The sequence below is a fragment of the Nocardia sp. NPDC003345 genome (genome assembly GCF_053589395.1).
Genome location: NZ_JBSFRU010000005.1, coordinates 1 through 23,639 on the forward strand (window position 1 = coordinate 1; position 23,639 = coordinate 23,639).

19 protein-coding genes are annotated in these 23,639 nt (G+C 68.6%); 12 read left to right on the top strand and 7 right to left on the bottom strand.

The annotated features are described in order from the left end of the window. Nucleotides 1-36: 36 nt before the first annotated feature. From ACWDU1_RS01275 to ACWDU1_RS01285, 3 genes are all read right to left on the bottom strand, one after another. Complete coding sequence (locus tag ACWDU1_RS01275) at nt 37-564, bottom strand: YbhB/YbcL family Raf kinase inhibitor-like protein (protein WP_449994798.1); 528 nt, start codon at nt 562-564, stop codon at nt 37-39. Nucleotides 565-585: 21 nt separating this feature from the next. Beyond that, on the bottom strand, nt 586-1,944 hold the full coding sequence (locus ACWDU1_RS01280; protein WP_449994800.1) for a M20/M25/M40 family metallo-hydrolase: 1,359 nt from the start codon (nt 1,942-1,944) through the stop codon (nt 586-588). A gap of 267 nt (nt 1,945-2,211) precedes the next feature. After that, a complete protein-coding gene (locus ACWDU1_RS01285) occupies nt 2,212-3,105 on the bottom strand; it encodes a helix-turn-helix domain-containing protein (RefSeq protein ID WP_449994802.1) in 894 nt (297 codons plus the stop codon). Nucleotides 3,106-3,752: 647 nt separating this feature from the next. On the opposite strand from ACWDU1_RS01285, the gene ACWDU1_RS01290 reads away from it, so the two are divergent. From ACWDU1_RS01290 to ACWDU1_RS01300, 3 genes are all read left to right on the top strand, one after another. Beyond that, complete coding sequence (locus tag ACWDU1_RS01290) at nt 3,753-4,208, top strand: hypothetical protein (protein WP_449994804.1); 456 nt, start codon at nt 3,753-3,755, stop codon at nt 4,206-4,208. A gap of 112 nt (nt 4,209-4,320) precedes the next feature. Next, nucleotides 4,321-5,157 carry an SAM-dependent methyltransferase gene (locus ACWDU1_RS01295; protein WP_449994806.1) on the top strand — a complete coding sequence of 279 codons (837 nt, stop codon included), beginning with the start codon at nt 4,321-4,323 and terminating at the stop codon, nt 5,155-5,157. Nucleotides 5,158-5,369: 212 nt separating this feature from the next. After that, a complete protein-coding gene (locus tag ACWDU1_RS01300; RefSeq protein ID WP_449994807.1) occupies nt 5,370-6,170 on the top strand; it encodes an SAM-dependent methyltransferase in 801 nt (266 codons plus the stop codon). A gap of 41 nt (nt 6,171-6,211) precedes the next feature. On the opposite strand, the gene ACWDU1_RS01305 is transcribed toward ACWDU1_RS01300, so the two are convergent. Further along, nucleotides 6,212-6,538, bottom strand: coding sequence for a histone-like nucleoid-structuring protein Lsr2 (locus tag ACWDU1_RS01305; protein ID WP_449994809.1), 327 nt, complete (start codon nt 6,536-6,538; stop codon nt 6,212-6,214). A 208-nt stretch (nt 6,539-6,746) separates the two neighbouring features. On the opposite strand from ACWDU1_RS01305, the gene ACWDU1_RS01310 reads away from it, so the two are divergent. From ACWDU1_RS01310 to ACWDU1_RS01320, 3 genes are all read left to right on the top strand, one after another. After that, nucleotides 6,747-7,679: an alpha/beta fold hydrolase gene (locus ACWDU1_RS01310; RefSeq protein WP_449994811.1), complete on the top strand. Its 933-nt coding sequence runs from the start codon at nt 6,747-6,749 to the stop codon at nt 7,677-7,679. Nucleotides 7,680-7,796: 117 nt separating this feature from the next. Continuing rightward, nucleotides 7,797-8,279, top strand: a complete 483-nt coding sequence (locus ACWDU1_RS01315; RefSeq protein WP_449994813.1) for a MarR family winged helix-turn-helix transcriptional regulator — start codon at nt 7,797-7,799, stop codon at nt 8,277-8,279. Beyond that, entirely contained in the window at nt 8,276-9,850 is a 1,575-nt protein-coding gene (locus ACWDU1_RS01320; protein WP_449994815.1) for a DHA2 family efflux MFS transporter permease subunit, read from the top strand. The genes ACWDU1_RS01315 and ACWDU1_RS01320 overlap by 4 nt, the downstream gene beginning before the upstream one ends. A 36-nt stretch (nt 9,851-9,886) precedes the next feature. Here ACWDU1_RS01320 and ACWDU1_RS01325 read toward each other — a convergent pair whose 3' ends face one another. Next, nucleotides 9,887-11,095, bottom strand: a complete 1,209-nt coding sequence (locus ACWDU1_RS01325) for a hypothetical protein (protein WP_449994817.1) — start codon at nt 11,093-11,095, stop codon at nt 9,887-9,889. 62 nt (nt 11,096-11,157) lie between these two features. On the opposite strand from ACWDU1_RS01325, the gene ACWDU1_RS01330 reads away from it, so the two are divergent. After that, nucleotides 11,158-11,397: a hypothetical protein gene (locus ACWDU1_RS01330; protein WP_449994818.1), complete on the top strand. Its 240-nt coding sequence runs from the start codon at nt 11,158-11,160 to the stop codon at nt 11,395-11,397. Between the two features lie 69 nt (nt 11,398-11,466). Continuing rightward, nucleotides 11,467-12,504: a hypothetical protein gene (locus tag ACWDU1_RS01335; protein WP_449994820.1), complete on the top strand. Its 1,038-nt coding sequence runs from the start codon at nt 11,467-11,469 to the stop codon at nt 12,502-12,504. Nucleotides 12,505-12,512: 8 nt separating this feature from the next. Here the strand turns inward: ACWDU1_RS01335 and ACWDU1_RS01340 are convergent, their stop codons facing one another. Further along, entirely contained in the window at nt 12,513-12,935 is a 423-nt protein-coding gene (locus tag ACWDU1_RS01340) for an organic hydroperoxide resistance protein (RefSeq protein ID WP_449994822.1), read from the bottom strand. Nucleotides 12,936-13,105: 170 nt separating this feature from the next. Here ACWDU1_RS01340 and ACWDU1_RS01345 point away from each other — a divergent pair, with 170 nt between their 5' ends. Beyond that, nucleotides 13,106-13,498: a hypothetical protein gene (locus ACWDU1_RS01345; protein ID WP_449994824.1), complete on the top strand. Its 393-nt coding sequence runs from the start codon at nt 13,106-13,108 to the stop codon at nt 13,496-13,498. Between the two features lie 52 nt (nt 13,499-13,550). Here ACWDU1_RS01345 and ACWDU1_RS01350 read toward each other — a convergent pair whose 3' ends face one another. Next, a complete protein-coding gene (locus tag ACWDU1_RS01350; RefSeq protein ID WP_449994890.1) occupies nt 13,551-14,054 on the bottom strand; it encodes an SRPBCC family protein in 504 nt (167 codons plus the stop codon). Between the two features lie 289 nt (nt 14,055-14,343). Here ACWDU1_RS01350 and ACWDU1_RS01355 point away from each other — a divergent pair, with 289 nt between their 5' ends. The 3 genes from ACWDU1_RS01355 (at nt 14,344) to ACWDU1_RS01365 (ending at nt 23,634) form a co-directional block, all read left to right on the top strand. Beyond that, complete coding sequence (locus ACWDU1_RS01355; protein WP_449994826.1) at nt 14,344-15,390, top strand: alpha/beta hydrolase; 1,047 nt, start codon at nt 14,344-14,346, stop codon at nt 15,388-15,390. A 280-nt stretch (nt 15,391-15,670) separates the two neighbouring features. After that, nucleotides 15,671-22,201 (top strand): type I polyketide synthase, encoded by a 6,531-nt coding sequence (locus tag ACWDU1_RS01360; RefSeq protein ID WP_449994827.1) that lies wholly within the window; start codon nt 15,671-15,673, stop codon nt 22,199-22,201. After that, nucleotides 22,198-23,634 carry an MFS transporter gene (locus tag ACWDU1_RS01365; RefSeq protein WP_449994829.1) on the top strand — a complete coding sequence of 479 codons (1,437 nt, stop codon included), beginning with the start codon at nt 22,198-22,200 and terminating at the stop codon, nt 23,632-23,634. The genes ACWDU1_RS01360 and ACWDU1_RS01365 overlap by 4 nt, the downstream gene beginning before the upstream one ends. Nucleotides 23,635-23,639 lie beyond the last annotated feature (5 nt).

Consider the following 23,639-nt stretch of genomic DNA (forward strand, 5'->3'; position numbering starts at 1 on the left):
GGCCCCGGTCTCCACCGGGGCCACAGCGCTATCCGCTCACTTCTGTTCGTAGGTACCCAGCAGGGTCGCCCGCGCCAGCGTGTGCGAGAACAGGTTGAACCCGAGGAACGCCGGTGTCGCCTCGGGCGGAACACCCAGCGACTCCACATCCACCGCGTGTACCACGATGTAATACCGATGCGGGCCATGACCGGCCGGCGGCGCGGCGCCCACGAAACCGGCGAAACCACCGTCGTTGCGCAGGGCCACCGCACCCGCCGGCAACGATCCGCCCTCACTACCCGCGCCGGCGGGCAATTCGGTGACCGAGACCGGGATATCGGCCACTGCCCAATGCCAGAAACCGGAGGCCGTCGGGGCATCCGGATCGTAGACCGTCACCGCGAAGCTCTTCGTCTCCACCGGGAAACCCGACCAGCTCAGCTGGGGCGACACATCCTTGCCACCGGCGCCGAACACACCGCTGACCTGATCGTTGCCCAGCGTCGCACCGTCGGTGACGTCCGCGGACGTCACGGTGAACGCAGGCACCGAAGGCAGGGCGTCATAGGGATTGTCGGCCATGTTCTCCTCTTTCGAATCGGATCAGCTGTGCAACAGGAAGTGTTCCATCACCGCGGTGCCGAATTCGAGCGCGTCGACCGGAACACGTTCGTCCACACCGTGGAACAGGGCCGCGAAGTCCAGCTCCGGCGGCAACCGCAGTGGTGCGAACCCGAAACACCGGATACCCAGATCCGCGAACGCTTTCGCGTCGGTACCACCGGACAGCATGTACGGCACCGTCCGCCCCTGCGGATCATGAGCGAGGATGGCATCGTTCATGGCGTCGACCAGATGACCGTCGAACGTCGTCTCGTAGGAATCCAGTTTCGTCACCCACTCGCGCTCGACATCCGGGCCGATGAGCTCGTCGACCTCCCGCTCGAACTCCGCCAGCCGGCCGGGAACCACCCGGCAGTCCACGACCGCCTCCGCGGTCTGCGGGATCACATTCGCCTTGTACCCGGCATCGAGCATCGTCGGATTGGCGGTATCGCGCAGGGTGGCGCCGATGATCCGGGATATCGACCCCAGCTTCGCCAGCGTGCCCTCGATATCGGGGCTGTCCGGATCGAACACCAGCCCGGACTCCTCCGATACCGCGGCCAGGAATTCCGCGACCGAATCCGAGACCACCAGCGGGAAGGTATGCGTACCGAGCCGGGCCACCGCGGCCGCCAGAATGGTCACGGCATTGTCCTCGTGCAGGAACGAACCGTGTCCCGCCCGCGCCTTCGCGCGCAGCCGCATCCAGCCCAGCCCCTTCTCCGCCGTCTCCACCAGATACAGCCGCCGCTCACCGCCGTCGGGGCGGGGTACCGTCAGCGAGAAGCCGCCGACCTCTCCCACCGCCTCGGTGATCCCCTCGAACAGATCCGGCCGGTTCCGCACCAGCCACTGCGAACCCCATTTGCCGCCGTTCTCCTCATCTGCGAGAAAGGCGAAAACCAGGTCGCGCGGCGGTACCGTGCCCTCGACCTTGAACTGGCGCGCGATCGCCAGCATCATCCCGACCATATCCTTCATATCGATCGCGCCCCGGCCCCAGACGTATCCGTCCTGAACCGCGCCGGAGAACGGATGCACGCTCCAATCGGCGGCCTCGGCCGGCACCACGTCCAGATGCCCGTGGATCATGAGCGCGCCGCGGCCGGGATCTGCGCCGGGCAGCCGCGCGAAGACATTGCCCCGGCCCGGCGCCCCGGACTCCACGTATTCGGTCCGGTACCCGGCGTCCTCCAGCTGCCGGGCGACCCATTCGGCACACTCCTGTTCCCCCTTGGTGGTCGCCGGGTCGCCGGTGTTGGAGGTGTCGAAGCGGATCAGCGTGCTGACCAGCTCCACCACCTCCGATACAGCGCGAGAACGAGCGGAGCCTGAGTCATCACCAGTAGCGGCCACGCTCCTTTCCTACCATTCCCTGTGTCCTTGTCACTCTTTGTGCTCGGTCGGAAGCAAATGCTGAACTTGACTCATAGTTAGATGCGCATATCTACGTATCTATCTTTATTAATCGGGACAGGGCTTTGGGTACAGAGGACGGTAGAAGGGTTCACTCCCGCCGAAGAACCTGGCAGGAGGCAGGCGGTTCCGGGGCGACGGCCGCGCGTGCCGCCCGGCGACACCGCCCTCCGGCGTGAACCTCTCCCCTCCCCCGTATATGCGTGGCTACTCGGCGGGTAGCTCGCCCAGTACCTTCCGGAGGAAGTCGCGGCTCTCGCCGGGCGTGGGGGCGATGACGCTCAATTTGTTCATCACCGTCATGTACACCTCCACCTCATGCTTCTTCTCGAGGTAGCCGGAGGAGGTCAGTTGCTCCATATAGACCATGTCCGCCAGCTCTGGTTCCGGGAAGCGCAGAATGCTGAACGAACCGCCGGCGGCGGGGTGGCCGCCGACACTGTAGGGCAGCACCTGGATCTTCACATTCGGTCGTTCGGAGACGGCGATGAGATGCTCGATCTGACCGCGCAGCACCGGATACCCTCCGACGGGCCGGCGCAACGCGTTCTCGTCGACCACGGCCCAGACCGTCGGAGCCGACGCACGGCTGAGGATCTCCTGGCGGCGCATCCGCATCCCGACGCGGCGCTCCGTTTCGTCCTCGTTCGCGAGCCGGATGACCGCCCGCGCGTACGCCTCGGTCTGCAACAGCCCGGGGACGAACTGGGCCTCGTAGGTACGGATCGTGGTGGCCGCCTGCTCGAGGCCGATATAGGTTTCGAACCACTGCGGCACCACATCGTTGAACGGCTGCCACCAGCCCGGATCATTGGCCTTGCGCATCAGATCGAGGTAGACGTCCAGCTCGGCCTGATCCTCGACGCCGTACAGCCTGAGCAGGTCCAGCAGATCCCGCTCGCGGAACCGGGTACGGCCCAGCTCGAGACGGCTGATCTTCGCATGGGATCCGCGAATATGGTCCCCGGCGTCCTCACGGGAGATCCCGCATGCCTCCCGCAACCGGCGCAGCCGGCTGCCGAGGGAGATGCGGAGTACGGTCGGCCCCCGATCGGCCTCGGCCTGATCCGGAATATCGGAATCGTCCTGCTCGTTTGTCATGATCGCCTCTGGCCAGTTCGTGCTGTGCTGCATCGTACGGCGCCCGCCACCGACGAACCGCACCGGTCGGCAGGCGATCTTACTCTGTGGTAAGCGCGTATTTCTCCGTAACGCGCCGACGCCGGATAGGGCCGGCACCCACACGGCAACCCCCGCCGCCGGATCTCGGAGCGAATCCTACAGTGCCGCTTGCAGGTAGGTTCTTCCTGTTTGCACGCGGTATCAGGTTTCCTTGCGTAAACTCCACCACGATACGACCGTTCGGCCTCACTACCACCAAGACCTGGGGAGACGACACCGATGTGGGCATCGGCAGCAGGAGCGTGTACCACTGGAGCGGTTTCCAGCATACCGCGCTGTCGTCCACATCGCGACAACGGCGCCTCCGCGCCACTCCCCCGTGTCGGAACCCCGCGCGGGGCCGGGCAAACTCCCGTCGGCAGGCAGATGTTTCTGCCTTGTAACTCGTTGCGGGCCAATCCTTTCGCGACATCACGGCACCGGATGCCGCGCTGCGCGGCGGTACCCGCAACGGCTAGGCTGACCGGCAGCCGACAGGTGCCCGTACCGGTCGCCGCCGTGGCCTGCCGACCGCATACCGCGCACCACCAGAACCGCACGCACCACGAGAACCACGGGAGGACCGCATGTCCGACGATGTCACCACCACCGAAATCCGCAAGAAGCTGACCGAGGTCCTCGGCCACTCCACGATCGACCTCGCGACGTCCAAAGATGGCGTGAACTGGGCGACCAGCGCCTTTTTCGCCAATCTCGACGACGACCTGTTCACCCTCACCCTCATCCTGGAGAACCGCGGCCGCACGCTGGACCAGCTGCGGGCCAACCCCAATGTGGGCGTGAAGGTGGTGCCCGCGGGGATCGCGGAACCGTTCGCACAGGGACTCGGCACGGTGACACTGCGCGCGGACGATGACCGGGACGCGACCTTCCAGGCGTTGCTGCGTAAGGAACCCCAGGTCGAACCGTTCTTCGCCACCCCGGTCACGGCGGTCGTCATCGATATCGACTGGTGGCGGGTGACCCACCTCGGCGGCGGGTGGCTTCCGGGCAAGGTGCTCGATCGCGGCACGGACGCCTGAGCGCGCCCCGCGGGACCCACGGCATACGATCGCCCTGTTCGATTGTGCTACGTAGAGAGAGGTATTCATGGTGGAGCCGGCTCCGCAGACAGGGGTTCGGGCACCGGTCGGAGTGGACACTACCCGGCCCAGTATCGCCCGCGTCTACGACTACAGCCTCGGTGGTAAGGACAACTATGATGTCGACCGCCTTGCCTTCGAACAGATACGGCGGATAGCACCGCGACAGGGCGATGTATCCCGGATGAACCGGCGCTGGCTGCACCGGGTGGTGCGTTATCTGGCCGGGCCGGCCGGAATCGACCAATTCCTCGATATCGGCGCCGGGCTTCCGACGGTCGGTAATACCCACCAGATCGCCCAGCAGGAGAATGCCGAGGCGAAGGTCGTCTACGTGGACAACGACCCCGTGTGCAACGCGCACGGGCGAGTTCTGCTCGAACAGAACGAGAACACGCATTTCGTTTCCGGTGACGTCCTCGAGGAGGGGACGCTGCTGGAGCACAAGCGAGTGCTGCAGTATCTGGATCCGAGCCGGCCGATCGCGGTGATCCTGTGCGGGTTGCTACATCACCTCGACGATGAACTCGATCCGCCGGGAGTCATGCGCGAGTACATCAAACGGCTGCCCGAGGGTTCGTACGTGGCGATCACCAATTTCTGGGACCCGGCGGACGAGAATCCCGAATTGCACCGGCTCGCCAAGAACCTGGAGCGCGCCTTCACCGAAATGGGCCTGGGCTCGGGCTGGTACCGCACCCGTGCGCAGCAGCTGGAATACTTCGACGGCCTGGAACTCATACCTCCCGGTTTCGGCGAGCTCGAGGACTGGTGGCCCGCCGGACCCTCGACCCGGGAACGACTTCCGGAAGAACGGGTCGTCATCGGCGGGGTGGGTTACAAGCGGCCCGAAACGCAACGGCTGCGCAGCATTCACTCTCCCGGTTAGGCATACGAAGGAATGCGGCCGGACGACGGCGGATCCGAGGTGACACCTCGGATCCGAAATCGTTGTCGCGCAATTCTTTCGGTTCGATTGCCGGGTACCGGTCGGCGTTCTAGGCTGATATCTCGAATCACATTCATTTCACATTGATTGCGCAGAGAGAGGTCGACATGGCCGAACCGGCTCACCGGACCGGCGTTCGCAAACCTGTGGGGGTGGATACCACCCGGGCCAGTATCGCTCGCGTCTACGACTACAGCCTCGGTGGTAAGGACAACTACGATGTCGACCGCGCCGCCTACGACCAAATTCTCGAGGTGGCCCCGAAACAGGGTGACGTCTCGATAATGAACCGGCGCTGGCTGCATCGCGTCGTACGATATCTGGTCGGCAATGCGGGATTGGACCAGCTTCTCGATATCGGCGCCGGGCTGCCCACCGTGGCGAATACCCATGAGGTCGCACAACAGCAGAATCCCGACGCCCACGTCGTATACGTCGACAACGACCCGGTATGCAACGCGCACGGGCGAGTACTCCTGGAGCAGAACGACAACACCCATTTCGTGCCCGCCGACCTCTTGGAACCGGACACCCTGCTCCGCAATCCCGATGTCATGCGGTATCTGGACATGGACCGGCCGATCGGGCTGATCCTCTGCGGGCTGCTGCACCATGTGGACGACGAACTCGACCCCGCCGCGATGATGCGCAAATACGTGGACCTGCTGCCGCCGGGGTCATATTTGGCGATCAGCCACTTCCACGACCCCGGTCCGGAACGCCCCGAATTGCACGAACTCGCCAAGAATCTGGAGCGCGCCTTCACCCAGAAGGGTCTGGGATCGGGCTGGTACCGCCGGACCGAACAGATTCTCGAATATTTCGCCGGGCTCGAACTCATCGAGCCCGGGCTCGTGGAACTCGACGACTGGTGGCCCGCCGGACCGCCACTGCGGGCGCGATTCCCCGAAGAGCGGGTTTTCGTGGGTGGAATCGCCTACAAACCTGCCTGACAGCGGCGGCATCCGGAACCGAGCGGCGCGCGACCGGCCTGCTATTCGGTCGCGCGCCGGAATGCGGCGAGGATTCCGGCCGGAATCCGGCCGCGGGCGGAAATCTCGTGTCCGTTGCGGACCGCCCACTCCCGCACGACTCGCGCGGATGCGGGCCGGCCGGTGCGTTCCCGTTTGGTACGCCCCGGCCGACCGGCCTTCCGGGCGAACGGGGTCCACTTACCGAAGACTGCGCGCAATTCCCCCGCGTTGGCTTCGGTCAGGTCGATCTCGTACGTCACGCCCTCGAATGCGAACACCACAGTTTCGGCCGCGGGTGATTCGCCGTCGAGGTCATCGATCAAACTGATGACGACCTTGCGCGCCATGGGCTTGCTCCTCCGATCCCCAATTACCTTGCCACATATGACATCAGCTACCCCGTGGCCGTGCGAAATCCGGGCCTGCCCGCAGCACCGGCACAGCTACCTCTTCCGGGGGATGTGAGCATACCGCTACCGGTGCGCCCGGTCTCGGCGGGGCGGGATCGGGTCGCAGTGGTTACCGTGTCGGGTCAGACCGGAGAGGAGCGACCCGATGGGCGCACAACAGCCGCAGCCACCCGAAACCCTTGAATTCGACCTCGGACATCTGAGGACGACCGCGTTGACGTGGGGCGATCCCGAGGGCAGGCTCGCGCTGTGCCTGCACGGATTCCCGGACAGCGCCTGGACGTGGCGGTATCTCGGGCCCGCGCTCGCGGCCCGCGGGTTCCGGGTGGTGGCGCCGTTCACCCGCGGGTACGCGCCGACCGAGGTCCCGGCGGACGGTGTCTACGATCTCGGCGCGCTGGCCTACGACGCGCTCGCACTGCATCGCAGGCTGGGTTCGCCCGCCGACGCCGCGCTGATCGGCCACGATTGGGGCGCCCTGACCGCCAATACCGTCGCCGCGCAACCGGACTGCCCGTTCCCCCGGGTGGTATCGCTGGCGGTGCCGCCGCTCTCGGCCATGCGGCCCCGGCGGGGAGCTGCCCTCCGATCGGCCGGGGCCTATCTGCGCCAGCTGCGATTCAGCTGGTACATCCTGTTCAACCAGCTGCCGAGACTTCCCGAGCGATCGCTGGACCGGCTGATACCGCGCCTGTGGCACGACTGGTCCCCCGGATACCCGGCCGAGGCCGATATCGCCCACGCGCTGGCCGCGTTGCCCGATAACGCGCACCGGAGCGCCGCGGTGTCCTACTACCGGGCCTTCGCCCGGGTCACCGGAGCCCCGCCGGAGCCCTACGCCACACCGCATCGCCATCGCTACGCGGCGCCGCGGGTGCCGATGCTGTACCTGCACGGGTCCGCGGACACCACCCTGCACCCGGCGTTCACCGGCGGCGTGGCCGAAGCCCTGGCGCCGGCCGGCGGTCGTGCCGAGACGCTCGCGGGCGCCGGCCATTTCCTGCACCTCGAACAGCGGGAGCGGGTCGCCGAACTCATCGGCGGCTTCCTCACCGAGGAACCCGCGGACCGACGCTGACCGCTGGCGTGCCGGAGGTACCGGTGCGGCGATAGTGCCGGCACCTCCGTATGTTCTGCATCACAGGCGAGATATTCTCGCTTCCGCAATTATTACGCCAACCCATATGATCGCGCGGTGGCAAGCGAGTCGGAGGTCAGCGCACTGGTCGAGCAGTTCGTGCTCGCGGTCTGCGATCCGGGCCGGTGGCAGGGGGCCGACCGGCTCGCCGAACTGGATCTGACCCTCTCTCAGGCCCGCGTGCTGTTCACCGTCGTACGGCACAGCGAACCGCAGCCGATCCACACCATCGCCGGCGAACTCGGCCTGTCCATGGCCGCGGCCGGACGCAATATCGACCGGCTGGTACGCCTGGACCTGCTCACCCGGCAGGAAAGCCCCACCGACCGGCGGGTGAAACTCGTCGGCCCGACCGAACACGGGCACCGGCTGGCCTGGGACCAGATCGCGATACACCGCGCGACCATCGACAAGGTCGTCCACCGCCTGCCCGACGCATTACGCGGCGACCTCCGGAACGTGCTCACCGCTGTGCTCGAATCCGGGGCCGTGGACAACTCCGTGGCAATCCCCTCCATACCGTCAGGAGACAATTCGTGACCGCAACCTCCACCCCCGCCCCCGGCGCGGGGGCCCCGGAGAGAATCGACGCGTCGGTTCTGAAACTCGCCGGTGTCGTCGTACTCGGATCCATCATGTCCATTCTGGACATCACGGTGGTCAACGTCGCGATGCCGACGTTCCAGTCCGAATTCGACGTCGCCAACTACTCCACGGTGGCCTGGACCGTCACCGCCTACACGCTCGCGCTGGCCACGGTGATCCCGCTGACCGGCTGGGCCGCCGACCGGTTCGGCACCAAACGCCTGTACATGGTCGCGCTGCTGCTGTTCACCGCCGGTTCGGTGCTGTGCGCGCTGTCCTGGAACATCGGTGCGCTCATCGGATTCCGGGTGATCCAGGGCCTCGGTGGCGGCATGCTCATGCCGCTCGGTATGACGATCATGACCAAGGCCGCCGGTCCGGAGCGGATGGGCCGGCTCATGGCCATCCTGGGTGTGCCGATGCTGCTGGGCCCGATCCTCGGCCCGATCCTCGGTGGCTGGCTGATCGAGGACGCCTCCTGGCACTGGATCTTCCTGATCAACCTGCCGCTGGGCGCGATCGCGATCGTGTACGCCTGGTTCGTGCTGCCCAAGGACGAGCCGCAGGACAGCGAATCGTTCGATTTCGTCGGCATGCTGATGCTGTCGCCGGGTCTGGCGCTGTTCCTGTACGGCATCTCCTCCATCCCGGAGGAGGGCACCGTCAACACCCCGAAGGTCTGGGCGACGATGCTGGTCGGTGGCGCCCTGGTGGTCGCCTTCGTCCTCTACTCGTTCAAGCCCAAGAACCCGCTGCTCGATCTGCGGCTGTTCCGCAACCGCGATCTCACCGTCGCGACGCTGACCATGTTCCTGTTCTCCGCCTCCTTCTTCGGCGGGCTGCTGCTGATCCCGACCTATTTCCAGCAGGTCCGGGGCGAGAGCGCGCTGATGGCGGGCCTGCTGGTGGCGCCGCAGGGTATCGGCTCGCTGCTGACGATGCCGATCGCCGGCATGCTGGTCGACAAGGTCCCGGTCGGCCGGGTCGTGCCGGCGGGTCTGGCCATTCTCGCCGCGACCATGTTCGGACTGACCCAGATCGAGGCCGGCAGTTCGTATGTCTACGTGCTGGCCGTGCTGTTCGTGATGGGTCTCGGCATGGGCCTGACCATGATGCCGCTGATGACCGCGGCGCTGCGAACCCTCGGCGAAACCCAGGTGGCCCGCGGTTCCACCCTGCTGAACATCATCCAGCAGATCGCCAGTTCCGTAGGTGTCGCGGTGATCTCGGTGGTGCTGACCAACCGGATGCAGGATTCCGAGGCCGTCTCGGCCGGCCAGGCGGTCGCGGAGGCGCAGCGGGCCGGGGAGCAGCCCGATCCGTCGGTACTGCAGTACATCGCGAGCCTGGGCGACAAATTCGAGGCCGTCGTCCTCGGCGATATGTCGGACGCCTATGCGAGCAGCTTCTGGGTCGCGTTCGTGCTGTGTGTGGTCACGCTGGCGTTCTCGCTGCTGCTGCCGCGCAAGGCGAGTGCGGTACCCGCCGCCGACGCCGACAAACCGGCGCCCGTGCTCATGCACTGACGATCCCGCACGGTGGACACCGCCCGCCCGAACCGGTCAGCCGGTTACGGCGGGCGGTGCCGTTTTCCGGAACCAGTCGAGGATCTGCGGTAGCGCGGCCCGCACCGTGGCGCCGTGATCGATATCGCCGAGGTCGATCAGTTCGGCCCGCCCGCCGAGTTCCGCCTTCATGCACTGCCGGGAGTTGTCGAACGGGACGCTGCGATCGGCGGGCGCGGCGTAGAGCCGCACCGGCGCGTCCGGTACCCAGTCGCAGACGGTATCGCTGTCGGTCATGGCCCGCAGCGCCGGACCGGCGGGGTTCTCGGCGAGCGCCAGATATCGGGGGGTCAGCAATTCCTGCGGGGTGCGCGGCAATCCCGCGCTGACCGACAGCAGGTCGTGGTGGCCGTCGAACAGTTCCTCGATCCGCGGCGCGTACGGCGCGCGGAAGGCCTCGGCGGGGTCGTCGTACAGGTGGTAGATCCGGTTCATCGCGGTGATCCAGTACGCGAGATACAGCACCGCGCGCTTCGGGTCGACGCGACCGTCCAGCGCACCGGGCGCCTGTACCTCCCGGACCGCGTAGGCACCGCTGACCGTCGCCGAGGCGGCCAGGCCGAATCCGGCCACAGCCCCCTCCTGCAGTTGCCGGGCGAGCGCGAGGCCCGCCTGCGCGCCCTGGGAGAAGCCCGTCACCAATACATCCGGGCGAGTGTCCCGGCCCTGATCCGCGAGCACGGTACGCGCGGCGGTCAGCAGATCCGCCGACGCGGACGCCTCGCTCGGCGCATGTGCATAGGGATGCGGGCCGGGCCCCTCCCCCAGTCCCAGATAGTCGGGCGCGACCGCGGCATATCCGGCGGCGGCGAACATCACCGTGCGCGCGCGTTCGGTCTCACCGTCGGCCGAGGGCGCTTCGTCGCGGCGCACGATCGTCCCATGCGCGTAGGAGACGATCCGCAGGGCCGGGTTCGCGGTCTCCGGGACGACGACCAGCCCACTGGCGGTGGCCGGCGTGCCGTCCGGCGCGACGGTGCCGTATACGACGCGGTAGGCACCCACCGCGGTCGCGCCGGCGACCGGATACGTCCACTCCCGCAGATAGTCCGCGGTCCGGTCGGCGGTCATCTCCATGACCGGAGTGACCGTCACGACCTCGCCACGCTCCGGGTATTCGGCCGCCGATCGGTCGTCGCCGTCGGTACAGGCGACGCCGGACAGGACGAGCAGGATCGACAGCAGCGCCCGGCGCAGCAGGTTCACCGATTCTCCTCCTGGTGGTCTCGAACGGAAACGACACGTACCGCCGATGCGATGACACCTTCGTGAACACCGAAGTAATTCCGCCGTCCGAGCGGCGGGATATGGTGCGGCGACTGATCGCACTGTGCCATATCGCGAACGACCTCGTCGAACTCGCCGAAAGCGAGCCGGACACAGCGCGACCGGTCTCGCCCGCGCTGCGCGAACACGCACGACGGATCCGGGCCGGCCTGCGCGATTCGGTCGTGGATCTGGTGGCGGAAGGCCACGCCGGGCACCAGGACAGCGGCACCGCGGCCTGAACGCACCCGCACCGGCGCAACACGTTCGGGCGCTATTCCCACCAGTGGGCGGCGACTTAGACTGAAGCGATGGTCAAGCCGACTCCGTGGGGCGCGAGCGGAGGTGACGGCGCCGCCTCTTCCGGCGCGGTCCGCACCGCAGAACCGGCGGCGGCCGGGCCCGGAAAGGACCTGCCGGCGGCCCGATCCACCGATGCGGAGGAACGGGCGCGCCGCTGGAACAGACGCCGGGAACTCGCCCGCACCGCCTGGCGCGGGACACGGGACCGTGCCGAGGAGATCCGCAACACCCCCCGGATGCGCGGTAAGTGGGGGTACGTCTGCACCGGTCTCGGCGGTGTCATCACTTTCGTGCTGATGTTCCAGCATTGGATGGTCGCCCACGGACCCGACGGTATGGCCGGAGCCACCCCGTTCGGCCAGGTCGATTCGACCACCCGGTATCTGACTGTGTGGTCGTCACAGGGCCCGCCGCCCGCCGCCGACCTCACCGGTTCCTGGGCGGTGACGGCCAGCAGCGTTATCGCCGTCACCCTCGCGGCCATCGCGATCCATATCGTCACCGACTCCAAGCGATTCGCCCGGATCGCCACCGGCGGGGCGGTACTCACGGCGGTGCTGGTGCTGGTGAACCTGCTGTACCTGACCTCCCGCCAGAAGGCGCTGAAGAATATGACGATCCGGCGCTGGGACCTCGGCGGCCAGATCGGTTCCTGGGTGAACTGGGCCTTCAACGACGGTACGAAACCGGTGGCGGGCCTGAACCAGGTCGACTATGTCGCGTCCGGCACCATCACGACCGCCGCCATCGCCGCCATCCTCATCGCGGTCGGCGCCGCCGTCGTCGCGGTCGCATCGATGCCGCGTGACGGCGCCAAGGCGGTGCGGATGCCCTGGAAGATCAGCGTATCCCGGGAGTCGGCCGCGAACTATCAGGCCTCGGTCCCGGCCCGGTCGCCGGGCGAACCGCCCGAGGCCGCTGCGGAGCCGGCGTCCGCGGCGCCCGGCGACGCGGACGAGACGGATACGCCCGCGACTCCCGAGACCGGCCCCGAGGGGCCGGAGGTGCGGCCCGGCCGCCCGGCGACCGAATCGCCGGGCACCTGAACCGGGATCTAGTCCTGCGCGACCCGCACCTCGACATCGATATTGCCGCGGGTGGCGTTGCTGTAGGGGCAGACCTCGTGCGCGCGGTCCGCCAGTTTGCGGGCTTCCTCGAGAGGCACGTTCGGCAGCGATACCTCGAGTACCACGGTCAAACCGAACGCCCCGCCGGCGCCGGCGCCGAGACCGACCTTCGCGCCCACCGCGGAATCGTCGGTATTCGCCTTCGCCTCCGAACCGACCAGGCGCAACGCGGAATGGAAGCACGCCGCGTACCCGGCGGCGAACAACTGTTCCGGGTTGGCGCCGTCGCCGCTGCCGCCCATCTCCTTCGGCATCGCCAGTTGCAGGTCGATCCGGCCGTCGGTGGTCCGGGTGCGGCCGTTGCGGCCGTCGCCGGTGGACAACGCTTCGGCCGTGTACAGAACACGCATCGTGTCTCCTCTGCTCGCTCGTCGCCGCGGTGGTCGCCCACCGCCGCCCGCAACCGGTGCCGCAGGACTGTCCGCAGTGTAGTGTCGCGCGATACCGGATCGGTTGCGGCACAGGCAGGGTTGACCGGAACCATCCGGCGGCTGTACAGGTTCGAGCGATCGCGAGGCATATGTTCCCGAATCAGATCTCCACCGACTATCCGATCTCGCCCATACCGGACGACGCCTACGGGCGGGGCGGGCCCGTTCCCGCCCCACGCGAGCGGGATCTGGTGATCACCGGCCTGCTCTGGTTCCTGCTGGCCACGCTGGCGATCGTCTCGGTCGTCCTCTCACCGTGGTTCCTGCTGGCGATGGGAGTCTGTGAGGGGCGTGCCGGCTGCAGTACCGACCCCAGCGTCGGGAACTGGATCATCGTGCTGGGCGGCAGTCTCGGGTTCCTGCTCGGAGCCGGGGTCTCGGTCAACGCCGCGCGTAGCGGGCGCGCGCTGTATCCCGGCGCCTTGATCGGGGTGGGCCTGGTGCTGGCCGCGTGGCTGGCCGGCTCTCTGTTGATGGGTTGAGCTCTTCCCGGGTGCCCGGGGCGGACGGCGTCCGGCCCGGGCACCCGGGGGCCTACTGCTGTTGCGCGGTCGCGAATCGCTGATCGGTGTAGCGGCGCAGGTTCGTGAGGAAGCGGCGGAACGCCATATTCATGAACGGTCCCGCGAGCCAGGAGGTGTATCGCGCCGGACCGGCCAGCCGCTGGGCCAGGGTCCAGGTCAGCCGGCAGCCTTCCGGAGTGGGCACGATCCGGTAGTCCTCGGCGAACGCGGCCACCGCGCCGGTGGTGCAGCTGTTGAACCGGAACGCCATCCGGGTATAGGGCTCCCAGGCCAGGAATTCCTCGTCGCCGACCAGGCCGCCGCGCATATCCACCACCCGTGTGGTGCCGACACCGCGGGGCTCCGGGGTGGTCCAGGTGACCTTGGTGATGACCGAGGCCCAGTGCGGCCAGGATTGCGCGTCGGCCAGTACCTCGAACAGTTGCTCCGGGGTGATCGCCAGGTCCACGCTGTTGCTGAACTTCAACGGCGCGTTCTCGATGAATTCGAGACCCACCCGCTCGCACGGCCGCATCGCGCTCATCGCCGGCCACCACCGATCGTGATCGCCCCGTACCGGTGTGCGCGGACGTCCATGCGCTGGTTCCTCTCGTCGGTCGCCGCAGCCGCCGCTGCGCGGCTGCCGTCCACCGATGGTTACACCTGTCCAGTCATCTGTCCATAGAGGCGTCGGCCTCCGGATACGCTCCGGCCACCGGGGCGTATTGGGGTCGAGAGGAGTGAGGTCTCCCCCGTGCTGGCCCGCGTCACAGAAATCGCCGGAAGCGCGCCGATGCGGTAGGTGGCGGGTTTAGCGTGCGGCGATGCCACGACCGCACCGGAGGCGCCGCGCCGTCCGCGTCCTGCTCGTCTCGGCCACCGTCGCCGTTCTCGTTCCCGGCCCGGCCGCGCCGGCCACGGCGAACCCCGCCACCCCCGCACCCGTCGCCGGCGAATCCGCGGCGGGACCGGCGCGGATCACCGGTATCCGGCCGCTCGGCGGGCGCGCGGCCGAGCTCGCGGTGTACTCACCGGCCATGCGCCGCGACATTCCGGTGCGGGTGCTGCCCGCGGCGGACGCCACGACCGCGGCGCCGGTTCTCTATCTGCTCAACGGGATCACCGGCGGCGGAGACGGCGGCAACTGGTTCGACCGCACCGATCTCCGGGAGTTCTTCGCGGCCGAGCAGGTCACCGTGGTCAACCCGATCGGCGGTGCGGGCAGCTATTTCACCGATTGGCGTGCCGACGACCCGGTACTGGGGCGCCAGCGCTGGACCACGTTCCTGACCGCGGAGTTACCGCCGCTGATCGATACGGCATTTCACGGGACCGGCGCGAACGCCCTCGCCGGGGTCTCGATGGCGGCGGCCTCGGTGTTCCAGCTGGCATTGGCGGCGCCCGGCCGCTATCGCGCCCTCGGCGCGTACAGCGGATGCGTCCGCACCAGCGATCCGCAGGGACGCGCGATCGTCGAACTGGTGGTCCGCAGCAACGGTGGCGATCCCCGGAATATGTGGGGCCCGCCCCAGGACCCCGCCTGGGCCGGTAACGATCCCTTCGTGCGGGGCGCGGATCTGCGTGGTCTCACCGTCTACCTCTCGGCCGGCACGGGCGCCCCCGGCGCGCTGGACACGTTGCACGGGCCGGGGATCGCGCGGAATCCGGGGAAGCTCGCCGATCAACTCCTGGTCGGCGGCGTCCTCGAAGCCGTCGCCGCGGGATGCGCCCTGCGATTGCGCGACCGGCTTCGCGAATTGGGTATCGCCGCCACCGTGGCGCTGCGCCCCGACGGCACCCATTCCTGGGGTTACTGGCAGCAGGATCTGCACGATTCCTGGCCGCTCTTCGCCGCCGCACTGGGCGGCTGAACACGAATTCGACGGCGCCGCAAAGCCACTGGGCTGGTTCACAACCGATCCCGGCGCGGCTTGTGCGGTGACGGAAGGTTGTCCGGAACGGATTCCAGTACACCACTACCGCTCGGTAGCATCGGCACCGATGTCGTAGCGGCACCGGATATTTTGCGACCCATTGGCAATTCGGCCGGATTTCTTCGCATGCGCTATTCCGGCGGCGTTCGCGGCGACGCTCTGCTCCAGCTTTTCGGCGGGAAACCGCGGCTCACCCCGTCTTCGGGAGGACATACAGATGTCGGACATTGCCATCGTCGGTATCGGCTGCCGATTCGGCGGCGGAATCGATTCCCCGGAATCCTTCTGGGACTTCGTGATCGACAAACGCGATGCCGTGGTCGAGATCCCACCGGACCGTTGGGACTACCGCCGCTACTACGATCCCGAGAAGCGCACTCCCGGGCGCAGTTACACCAGGCACGGCGCGTTCCTCACCGGTGACCCCTGGGAATTCGACCCCGACTTCTTCGGTATCTCGCCCCGGGAGGCGACCGGCCTCGATCCCCAGCAACGCCTGCTCCTCGAGGTGGCCTGGGAAGCTCTCGACGACGCCGGCGCCGCCGGTCGCGCCGCAGGTGAGTCCGTCGGCGTGTACATCGGCGGCTTCGTGGTGGACCAATCGGTGGTGGGGGTGGTGGGACCCGCCCTGGCCCATGTGGATATGCATACCGCGGCCAGCGCCTCCTACACCATGCTGTCCAACCGGATCGCCTACGCACTGGATCTGGTCGGGCCCGCGCTCACGGTCGATACCGCGTGCTCGTCCTCGCTGGTCGCCTTCCATCTGGCCTGCCAGGCCATCGAGAACGGCGACTGCGCGATGGCCCTGGCCGGTGGCGTGAACGTCATGTTGCAGCCGGAGACCTTCGTCATGATGTGCAAGGGCGGTTTCCTGGCCACCGACGGCCGCTGCAAATCCTTCGACGCCGCCGGCGACGGATACGGCCGCGGTGAAGGCGGCGGGGTCGTGGTGCTCAAGAAGCTCGACGACGCCCTGCGCGACGGTGACCGGGTGTACGCCGTCGTGAAGGCCACCGGGTCTAATCAGGACGGTCGCACCGCGGCCATCACCGTACCGAACGCGGCGTCACAGGAGGCCTTGGCCCGCACCGTCTGCGAGCGGTCCGGGCTGGCCCCGGAACAGATCACCTATGTCGAGGCCCACGGCACCGGGACACCGGTGGGCGATCCGATCGAATTGCGGGCCCTGGGTGCGGTGTACGGCGCGGCCGGCGCCCGGGAGCGGACGCTCGGTGTGGGCTCGCTCAAGGCGACGCTCGGTCATACCGAAGCGGCCTCCGGGATCGCGAGTGTCATCAAATCCGCTCTCGCCCTGCGGCATCGGACCATTCCACCGCAGGGCTGGCTCGACGAACCCAATCCGGATATTCCGTTCGCGGACCTGAACTTGCATATCCAGCTCGAGGCGCAACCGCTACCGGCCGAGGCGGAGCCGATGGCGATCGCGGTCAACGGATTCGGCTACGGCGGCACCAACGCCCATACGATCCTGCGGGAGTTCCGGCCGGCCGCCGCTGCCGCTGCCGCTGCCGCGGGCCCCGGCGATCGGCACCACCTCGGAGTCCTGCCGATCTCCGCCCGCAGCGCGCCGGCGGTGCGCGCCATGGCCGGCCGGTTCGCCGATCTGCTGGAGGCGGGCGCCGACCCCGATCATCTGGCCGAGGCGGCGTGGACCCGGCTCGCCCATCACGGCTTCCGCACCGGATTCCCGCTGCGAGAAGGCGCAGCACTGGTCGCGGATTTGCGCGCCTACGCGGGCGGCGAGGGCCGCGACGCGGTCCGCACCGTGTCCCGGCGTACCGACGAACCCGTATTCGTGTTCTCGGGTATGGGACCGCAATGGTGGGGTATGGCACGGGATCTGCTCACCGCCGGCGGGCCGTTCGCCGCGACGGCACGGACCGTCGACGACGCGTTCCGCGACGTCGCCGGATGGTCGATCATCGAGGAACTGCTCCATCCCGAGGATGGATCCCGGGTCACCGCGACCGAGGTCGCCCAGCCCGCCAACTTCCTGGTCCAGGTGGGTCTGGTCGCCGAACTCGCCGCCCAGGGCATCACACCGGCACGGATCGTGGGCCACAGCGTCGGCGAGGTCTCCGCCGCCTATGTCACCGGCATGCTCACCCTTCGCGAAGCTGTCACCGTGGCCTACCACCGGTCCCGATTGCAGGCCACGACGGCGGGCAGCGGCGGTATGCTCGCCGTCGGCACCGGTGCGGACAAGGTCCGGGAGTATTTCACCGACCACGACGCGGTCGATATCGCCGCGATCAACAGTCCCGGATCGCTCACCCTCGCCGGCGATGTGGACCGGCTCGAAGAGATCGCCGAGAAGCTCACCGAAGACGGCGCCTTCGCCCGGGCGCTACGGGTCGAGGTGCCCTATCACAGCCGGTTCATGGACCCGGTCCTGGACGAGCTGCGGACCGTACTGGCCGGGCTCACCCCCCGCGCGCCGCGAATTCCCCTGGTGTCCACCGTTACCGCGGAGGCGGTCGTGACTGCCGAGGACGGCTGGGACGCCGAGTACTGGTGCGCGAACGTGCGGCAGCCGGTGCGTTTCGCCGACGCCGTGGCGGGCCTGGTCGCGGCCGGGCATCGGGTTTTCGTGGAGATCGGCCCGCATCCGGTGCTGTCCGGCAATATCCGCGAGATCCTGCTCGCCGCCGGGGAGAACGGCGCCACGGTCGGGACCCTGAACCGCAAAGAACCCGACGGTGACAGCATGCGTCGCACCATCGCCGGTGTGTACGCGGCCGGTGTCCTGGACACCGAGGCCCTTTTCCCGGCCGGGCGCCCGGCCACCGAACATCTGCCGCTGCCGCGTTATCCGTGGCAGAACATCCGCCTGCACAATCCGCTGCCGCTGTTCGAACAGCTACGGCTGGGCAGCGCCGAAACGTACACGATGCTGGGTGATCCCGATATGGAAGGCCGGCCGGGCTGGATGCTGCAGGTCGGGACCGAACTGCTGCCCTGGCTGCCGGATCATGTGGTGGGCGGGATGCGGATCATGCCCGGCGCGGCCTATCTCGACGCGGCCCTCAGCGCCGCGGCCACCCGCTCCGGCGATATCCGCGTCGCGCTCGAGGACGTACGGTTCGTCGCGCCACTGGTGATGGCGCAGCCGGACGTACCGTTTCTCGAACTCGCTCTGGAAGAAGCCAGTGGACGGTTCCAGATCCGCTCTCGCAGTGCGACCGGGACGGTGTGGACCGTACATTCCACCGGGCGCGTCCTCACCGGCGCCTACGAGACCATCACCGACTCGGTACCGGAGCCGGAGGCGGCGATCGAGATCGACCCCGACCTGTTCTACGCCGCGCTGGCGGGGCGCGGTCTGCAGTACGGGCCCGCGTTCCGGCGGGTGACCGCCGTACGCGCCGGCCGCGACGCCGTGGTGGCGCGCGTCGACGGCGGTATCGCCGCCGGATCGGGTCATCTCGCCCATCCCGCCGTCGTGGACGCGGCCATGCAGACGGTGGCGATGCTGTTCGCGCAGGACGGGCTCGGCGACGGCGCCATGGTGCCGGTCGGGGTCTCGGCGGCGCGACTGTACCGGGCGCTGCCCGACGAGGTGACGGTCGTCGCGCGCCGGACCGGTGGTCCGCTGGCCGATGTGCGGCTCTTGGCCGCCGACGGCACCCTCTGCCTGCATCTGATCGGGGTGCGGCTGGGCGCTCTCACCCCGGGCGGCAGCCCGCTGCAACGAATGGCCGACTTCTACTACGCCGAGACGATCGAAGCGGCCGGCCCGATCGACCCGGAGGCCCTCGGCGATACCGGGGCCGCCACCACGATCGTGCTCGCCCTCGGCGACAGTGCCCGCGCCCGCGCGCTGGCCGATGCCGTCCCCGGCGCGCACTATCGGCTCACCCGCGGTGACGATCCGCATCTCGACACCGACCTGACCGCCCTGTTGCGCACCGCCACCGACGATCCCGGCACCACCCGCACTCATATCGTGATCGTCGCGGGCCGCGTCGAGGACGATCTGTCCGCGCTGTGGACGCTCAAACGCATCGCGGTGGCCGCGCACCTGTTCGTCGCACCGGACGCGGGCGATTCGCCGATGCCCGCGGCCGCGAGCGACTCCTGCCATCTCACCCTGGTCACCGAACGCGCCTTCACCCTGCCGGACGGCTCCGAGGCCCCGGACTCGCGTCACGCCGCACTGGCCGGTGCGCGACGGGTTCTACTGAACGAGCAGCCCGCCCTGCGCTGGCGCCTCGTCGATACCGGGCCCGGCACCTCCGTCGCCGACCTCTGTGCCGAACTCGCCGTCCCGGGCGCCTTCCGCTACGACAACTCCGACGAGGTCCTGCTGCGCGACGGCTCCCGGTGGCTGCCGCGGATCACCGCCCCCCTGCAGGAGCGGATCGATGTTCTCGACACGGCGGAACCGCTCACCGATCCGGAGGCCGATTTCGCCCTCGAGATACCGAAATCCAGGCTGCTGTCCGCGCTGGCGTGGCGGCGCACCCCGCGCCGCGACCCGGGGCCCGGCGAGCTCGAGGTGGGTATGCGGATCATCGGCCTCAACTACAAGGATCCGCTGAAGGTGATGGGCATCCTCGGCGAACGAGAACTCGCCGAGACCTTCTTCGGGACCAGCCCGGGTATGGAGGGCGTCGGCCGGGTCACGCGGCTGGGCGCGGGCGTCACCGATATCGCGGTGGGCGATCTGGTCGCACTGGCGGCCAAGGGCATGATGCGGCGCTACCACGTCGTAGACCGCGGTGCGGTGATCCCGCTGCCCGCCGATACCGACCCCGCCGTCTGCACCAGCACCACCGCCTTCGGCACCGCCGAGTACTCCCTGCTCGACCTGGCGCGGCTGGAACCCGGTGAGACCGTGCTCATCCACGGCGCCGCGGGCGGGGTCGGGTCCGCGGCGATCCAGGTCGCCAAGGCCCGCGGCGCCCGTATCATCGGCACCGCGAGCACCGCGGAGCGCCGGGCCCATATCCTCGCGCTCGGCGCCGATCACGCCCTCGGGTCGCGATCGCTGAATTTCGCCGACGAGGTGCTCGGGCTCACCGACGGCGTGGGCGTGGATGTCATCCTGAGTTCCGCGCCGGGGGAGGCGCTGCGCCAGAACTTCAAGGCCATCCGCGAGTTCGGGCGCATCGTCGAGGTCGGCAAGGCCGATATCTACACCGGCGGCCTGCTCGAACTCGCCAACTTCGACAAGAACCTGTCCTATTTCTCGATGGACCTCGATCGGATGTGCCGGTTCCGGCCGCTGCAACTGGCCGATCTGCTGAGCCGGGTGGTGGCGAAGTTCCGGTCCGGCGAATACCGCCCCCTGCCCTACGAGCTGTACGGCACCCACGAGGTGACCCGGGCGTTCGACGACACCATCCGCTCCGGCAAGGTCGGCCGCATCGCGCTGTCGATGACCGGCGAGGCGCCGCCGGTGCGGCCGATGTTGCCCGAGCTCGAGATCGATCCGGACGGCACATATCTCATCACCGGGGGATTCGGCGGTTTCGGGATGGCCACCGGCACCTGGCTGGTGTCCAAGGGAGCGCGGCGGCTGGTGCTGATCGGCCGCAGCGGCGCCTCGACCCCCGCCGCCCGGCAGCAGCTGGCGGCTTGGCGGGCCGCCGAGGTCACGGTGCTCGAGGAACGCGCCGATATCACCGATGTGGCGGCCGTGACGGCCGTGGTGTCGCGAGCCCACGATCCGCGATACCCACTGCGGGGAGTATTCCACGCGGCGGGCGCGGTCGCCGACAACCGGGTCGAGCATATGGACGCCGGACAGCTGTCGCGGGTCTACCGATCCAAGGTGCACGGGGCGCGGGTGCTGCACGACGCGGTCACCGCGGCCGGCGCCGACCTCGATATGTTCGTGCTGTACTCCTCCGGCGGTTCGATGTTCGGGATCTTCGGCCAGTACAACTACACGGCCGCCAATCTGGCGGTGGAGGCCCTCGCCGAGGAGTGGTCGCGGGCCGGTGAACGGGTGCTGTGCGTGGGCTGGGGTCATATGTCGGGTGCGTCCGGCGGTATGGCCGCCGACGACAAGGTCGCGAAATATCTGGAACTGGCCGGGTTCGGGGCGATCGATATGGCCGACGGCACCACCTACCTGGAACAGGCGTTGCGGCTGGGGGTCACCCGGGCGGCCGTGATTCCCACCGATTGGTCGAAGCTCACCGCGGCCTTCCCGCAGATGGCCCGCACCGGGCGGCTGGCCGCACTGGTCGCGGCCTCGGTCCAGGACAACTCCATGCTCGCCACGCTCAAGGCCGAACTCGCCGCGCTGGAGGAGAACAAACGCGGGCAGGCGATGGCCCGCATGCTCGCCGACCAGCTGGCGGTGGTGATGGGAGTGCAGCCCGACACCATCGATCTGACCGCGCCGGTGACCGAGCTCGGCCTGGATTCGCTGATGGCGGTCGAATTCGGTTCCCGCGTCAGCAAACAGCTCGGCATCGAACTCATGTCGCTGCAGATGGGCCGGGCGTTCAGTCTGGAACAGGCCGGCCCGAAGGTCGCCGAGCTGATCCTGTCCACCGACCCCGCGGGTGGTTTCGCCGCCGCGCTGCCGGCCACCGCGGAGGCCGTGGCTGCCACCACCAACGGTTCGGGGCACGGGCCGGATCCGGCCCCGGCGAACGGCAACGGCGGACACGCGGCAGCTTCGGGGCCGTCCGGTGACCGGAGCGACAGTGCCGCAGCGGTCCATGACGCCGCCGCCGACGGCCGGGTACCCGAAGAGGCGCGTTCGTGACCGATACCGCCACCCGCTCCGGTGACGCGGGCGCCTGGCTCGCGTTCACCGGCTGCCTGGTGTCGGTGTTCATGCAGATGATCGACGTGACCATCGTGAACACCGCGCTACCGGCCATCACCGGCGATCTGCGCGCCACCTCGGCACAGCAACTGCTGATCGTCTCGGGGTACTCGCTGGCGTTCGCCTGCACCCTGCTGCCCGCGGCGCGGCTGGGCGCGCGGATCGGACGGCGCCGGATGTTCTTGTTCGCCGTGGTCGCGTTCACGGCCGCCTCGGTATGGTGCGGAACCTCGGGTGGCGCGGGCGAACTCGTGGCGGCGCGGATCGTGCAGGGCGTCGCGGGGGCGGGTATGGCGGCCCAGACCATCGCGGTGCTCACCGCCCTGTTCCCCCGGAACCTGCACACCACGGTGTTCGCCCTGTACGGCGCCACCTCCGGTTTCGCCGGGCTGCTGGGCCCGATCCTGGGCGGCGGGCTGGTCACCGCCGATATCGCCGGTCTCGGCTGGCACAGCGTATTCCTGATGAATCTGCCGCTGGGAGTCGTGGCGTTCGCGCTGGCGTGGCGCTACCTCAGGCCGGCCGTACCCACGCGGCGCGCGCCGATGGACCCGGCCGGTGTGGTGCTCTCGGCCCTGACCCTGTTCGGCCTCCTCTACGGTCTGTCGGAAATCCATCTGCACGGCTGGCGGCCGCTGCCCTGCCTGATCATCGCGGCGTCGCTCGTGGCGGGTGTACTCACCGTCGGGCACGAACGCCGGGCCGGCAGGCGCGGCGCCGGCCCGCTGATACGGCCGGACCTGTTCGCCGATCGCGGATTCGCTGTCGGGTCGATCGTGGTGACCGGGTTCTTCGGGCTGTTCACCGCGTTCGTCTTCGCCATCTCCATCACCCTGCAGGATGTGCTGCAGTTCTCCCCGCTGCGCACCGGGATCGCCATGACGCCGTTCGCGCTCGGTGCCGGTGCGGGCGCGTTGCTCTCCCCGGTCCTGGTGAAGCGGTGGGGTACCCGGGTGCTCGCCGGCGGCCTGATGCTCTACGCCGCCTGCGTGCTGACGGGGGTCGTGTATCTGAACATCACCGATGGCCGGGTGAACATGCTGCTGTGCGCGGTCCCGGTACTGCTGTGCGGGTTCGGCGCGGGTGTTTTCGCGGTGCCGTTGCAACCGATCATGCTGGCCGGGCTCGACGACGAACAGATGTCCGAGGCCTCCGGAGTACTGCCCACCATCGAGCAGATCGGCAACGGGGTCGGTCTCGCGCTGTTGTCCGCCGCGTTCTTCCGCGCCCACACCCTCGGCGGCAGCACCGTGATGCTGTCCGCGATCGCGGTGGTCGCCGTGGTCCTGGCCGTGGTGACGCTGGCACTGCCCGACTCGGCCGACGCGCCGGCCCGATCCGTTCCGGCGGCCGCGCCGGCGGTGAACTGAGGTAG

What these genes read in the sequence shown, in the direction of transcription:
- ACWDU1_RS01275 (WP_449994798.1), bottom strand. Translation starts at nt 564, where the DNA reads ATGGCCGACAATCCCTATGACGCCCTGCCTTCGGTGCCTGCGTTCACC.
- ACWDU1_RS01285 (WP_449994802.1), bottom strand. Translation starts at nt 3,105, where the DNA reads ATGACAAACGAGCAGGACGATTCCGATATTCCGGATCAGGCCGAGGCC.
- ACWDU1_RS01290 (WP_449994804.1), top strand. Translation starts at nt 3,753, where the DNA reads ATGTCCGACGATGTCACCACCACCGAAATCCGCAAGAAGCTGACCGAG.
- ACWDU1_RS01305 (WP_449994809.1), bottom strand. Translation starts at nt 6,538, where the DNA reads ATGGCGCGCAAGGTCGTCATCAGTTTGATCGATGACCTCGACGGCGAA.
- ACWDU1_RS01310 (WP_449994811.1), top strand. Translation starts at nt 6,747, where the DNA reads ATGGGCGCACAACAGCCGCAGCCACCCGAAACCCTTGAATTCGACCTC.
- ACWDU1_RS01335 (WP_449994820.1), top strand. Translation starts at nt 11,467, where the DNA reads ATGGTCAAGCCGACTCCGTGGGGCGCGAGCGGAGGTGACGGCGCCGCC.
- ACWDU1_RS01340 (WP_449994822.1), bottom strand. Translation starts at nt 12,935, where the DNA reads ATGCGTGTTCTGTACACGGCCGAAGCGTTGTCCACCGGCGACGGCCGC.
- ACWDU1_RS01345 (WP_449994824.1), top strand. Translation starts at nt 13,106, where the DNA reads ATGTTCCCGAATCAGATCTCCACCGACTATCCGATCTCGCCCATACCG.
- ACWDU1_RS01350 (WP_449994890.1), bottom strand. Translation starts at nt 14,054, where the DNA reads ATGCGGCCGTGCGAGCGGGTGGGTCTCGAATTCATCGAGAACGCGCCG.
- ACWDU1_RS01355 (WP_449994826.1), top strand. Translation starts at nt 14,344, where the DNA reads ATGCCACGACCGCACCGGAGGCGCCGCGCCGTCCGCGTCCTGCTCGTC.
- ACWDU1_RS01360 (WP_449994827.1), top strand. Translation starts at nt 15,671, where the DNA reads ATGTCGGACATTGCCATCGTCGGTATCGGCTGCCGATTCGGCGGCGGA.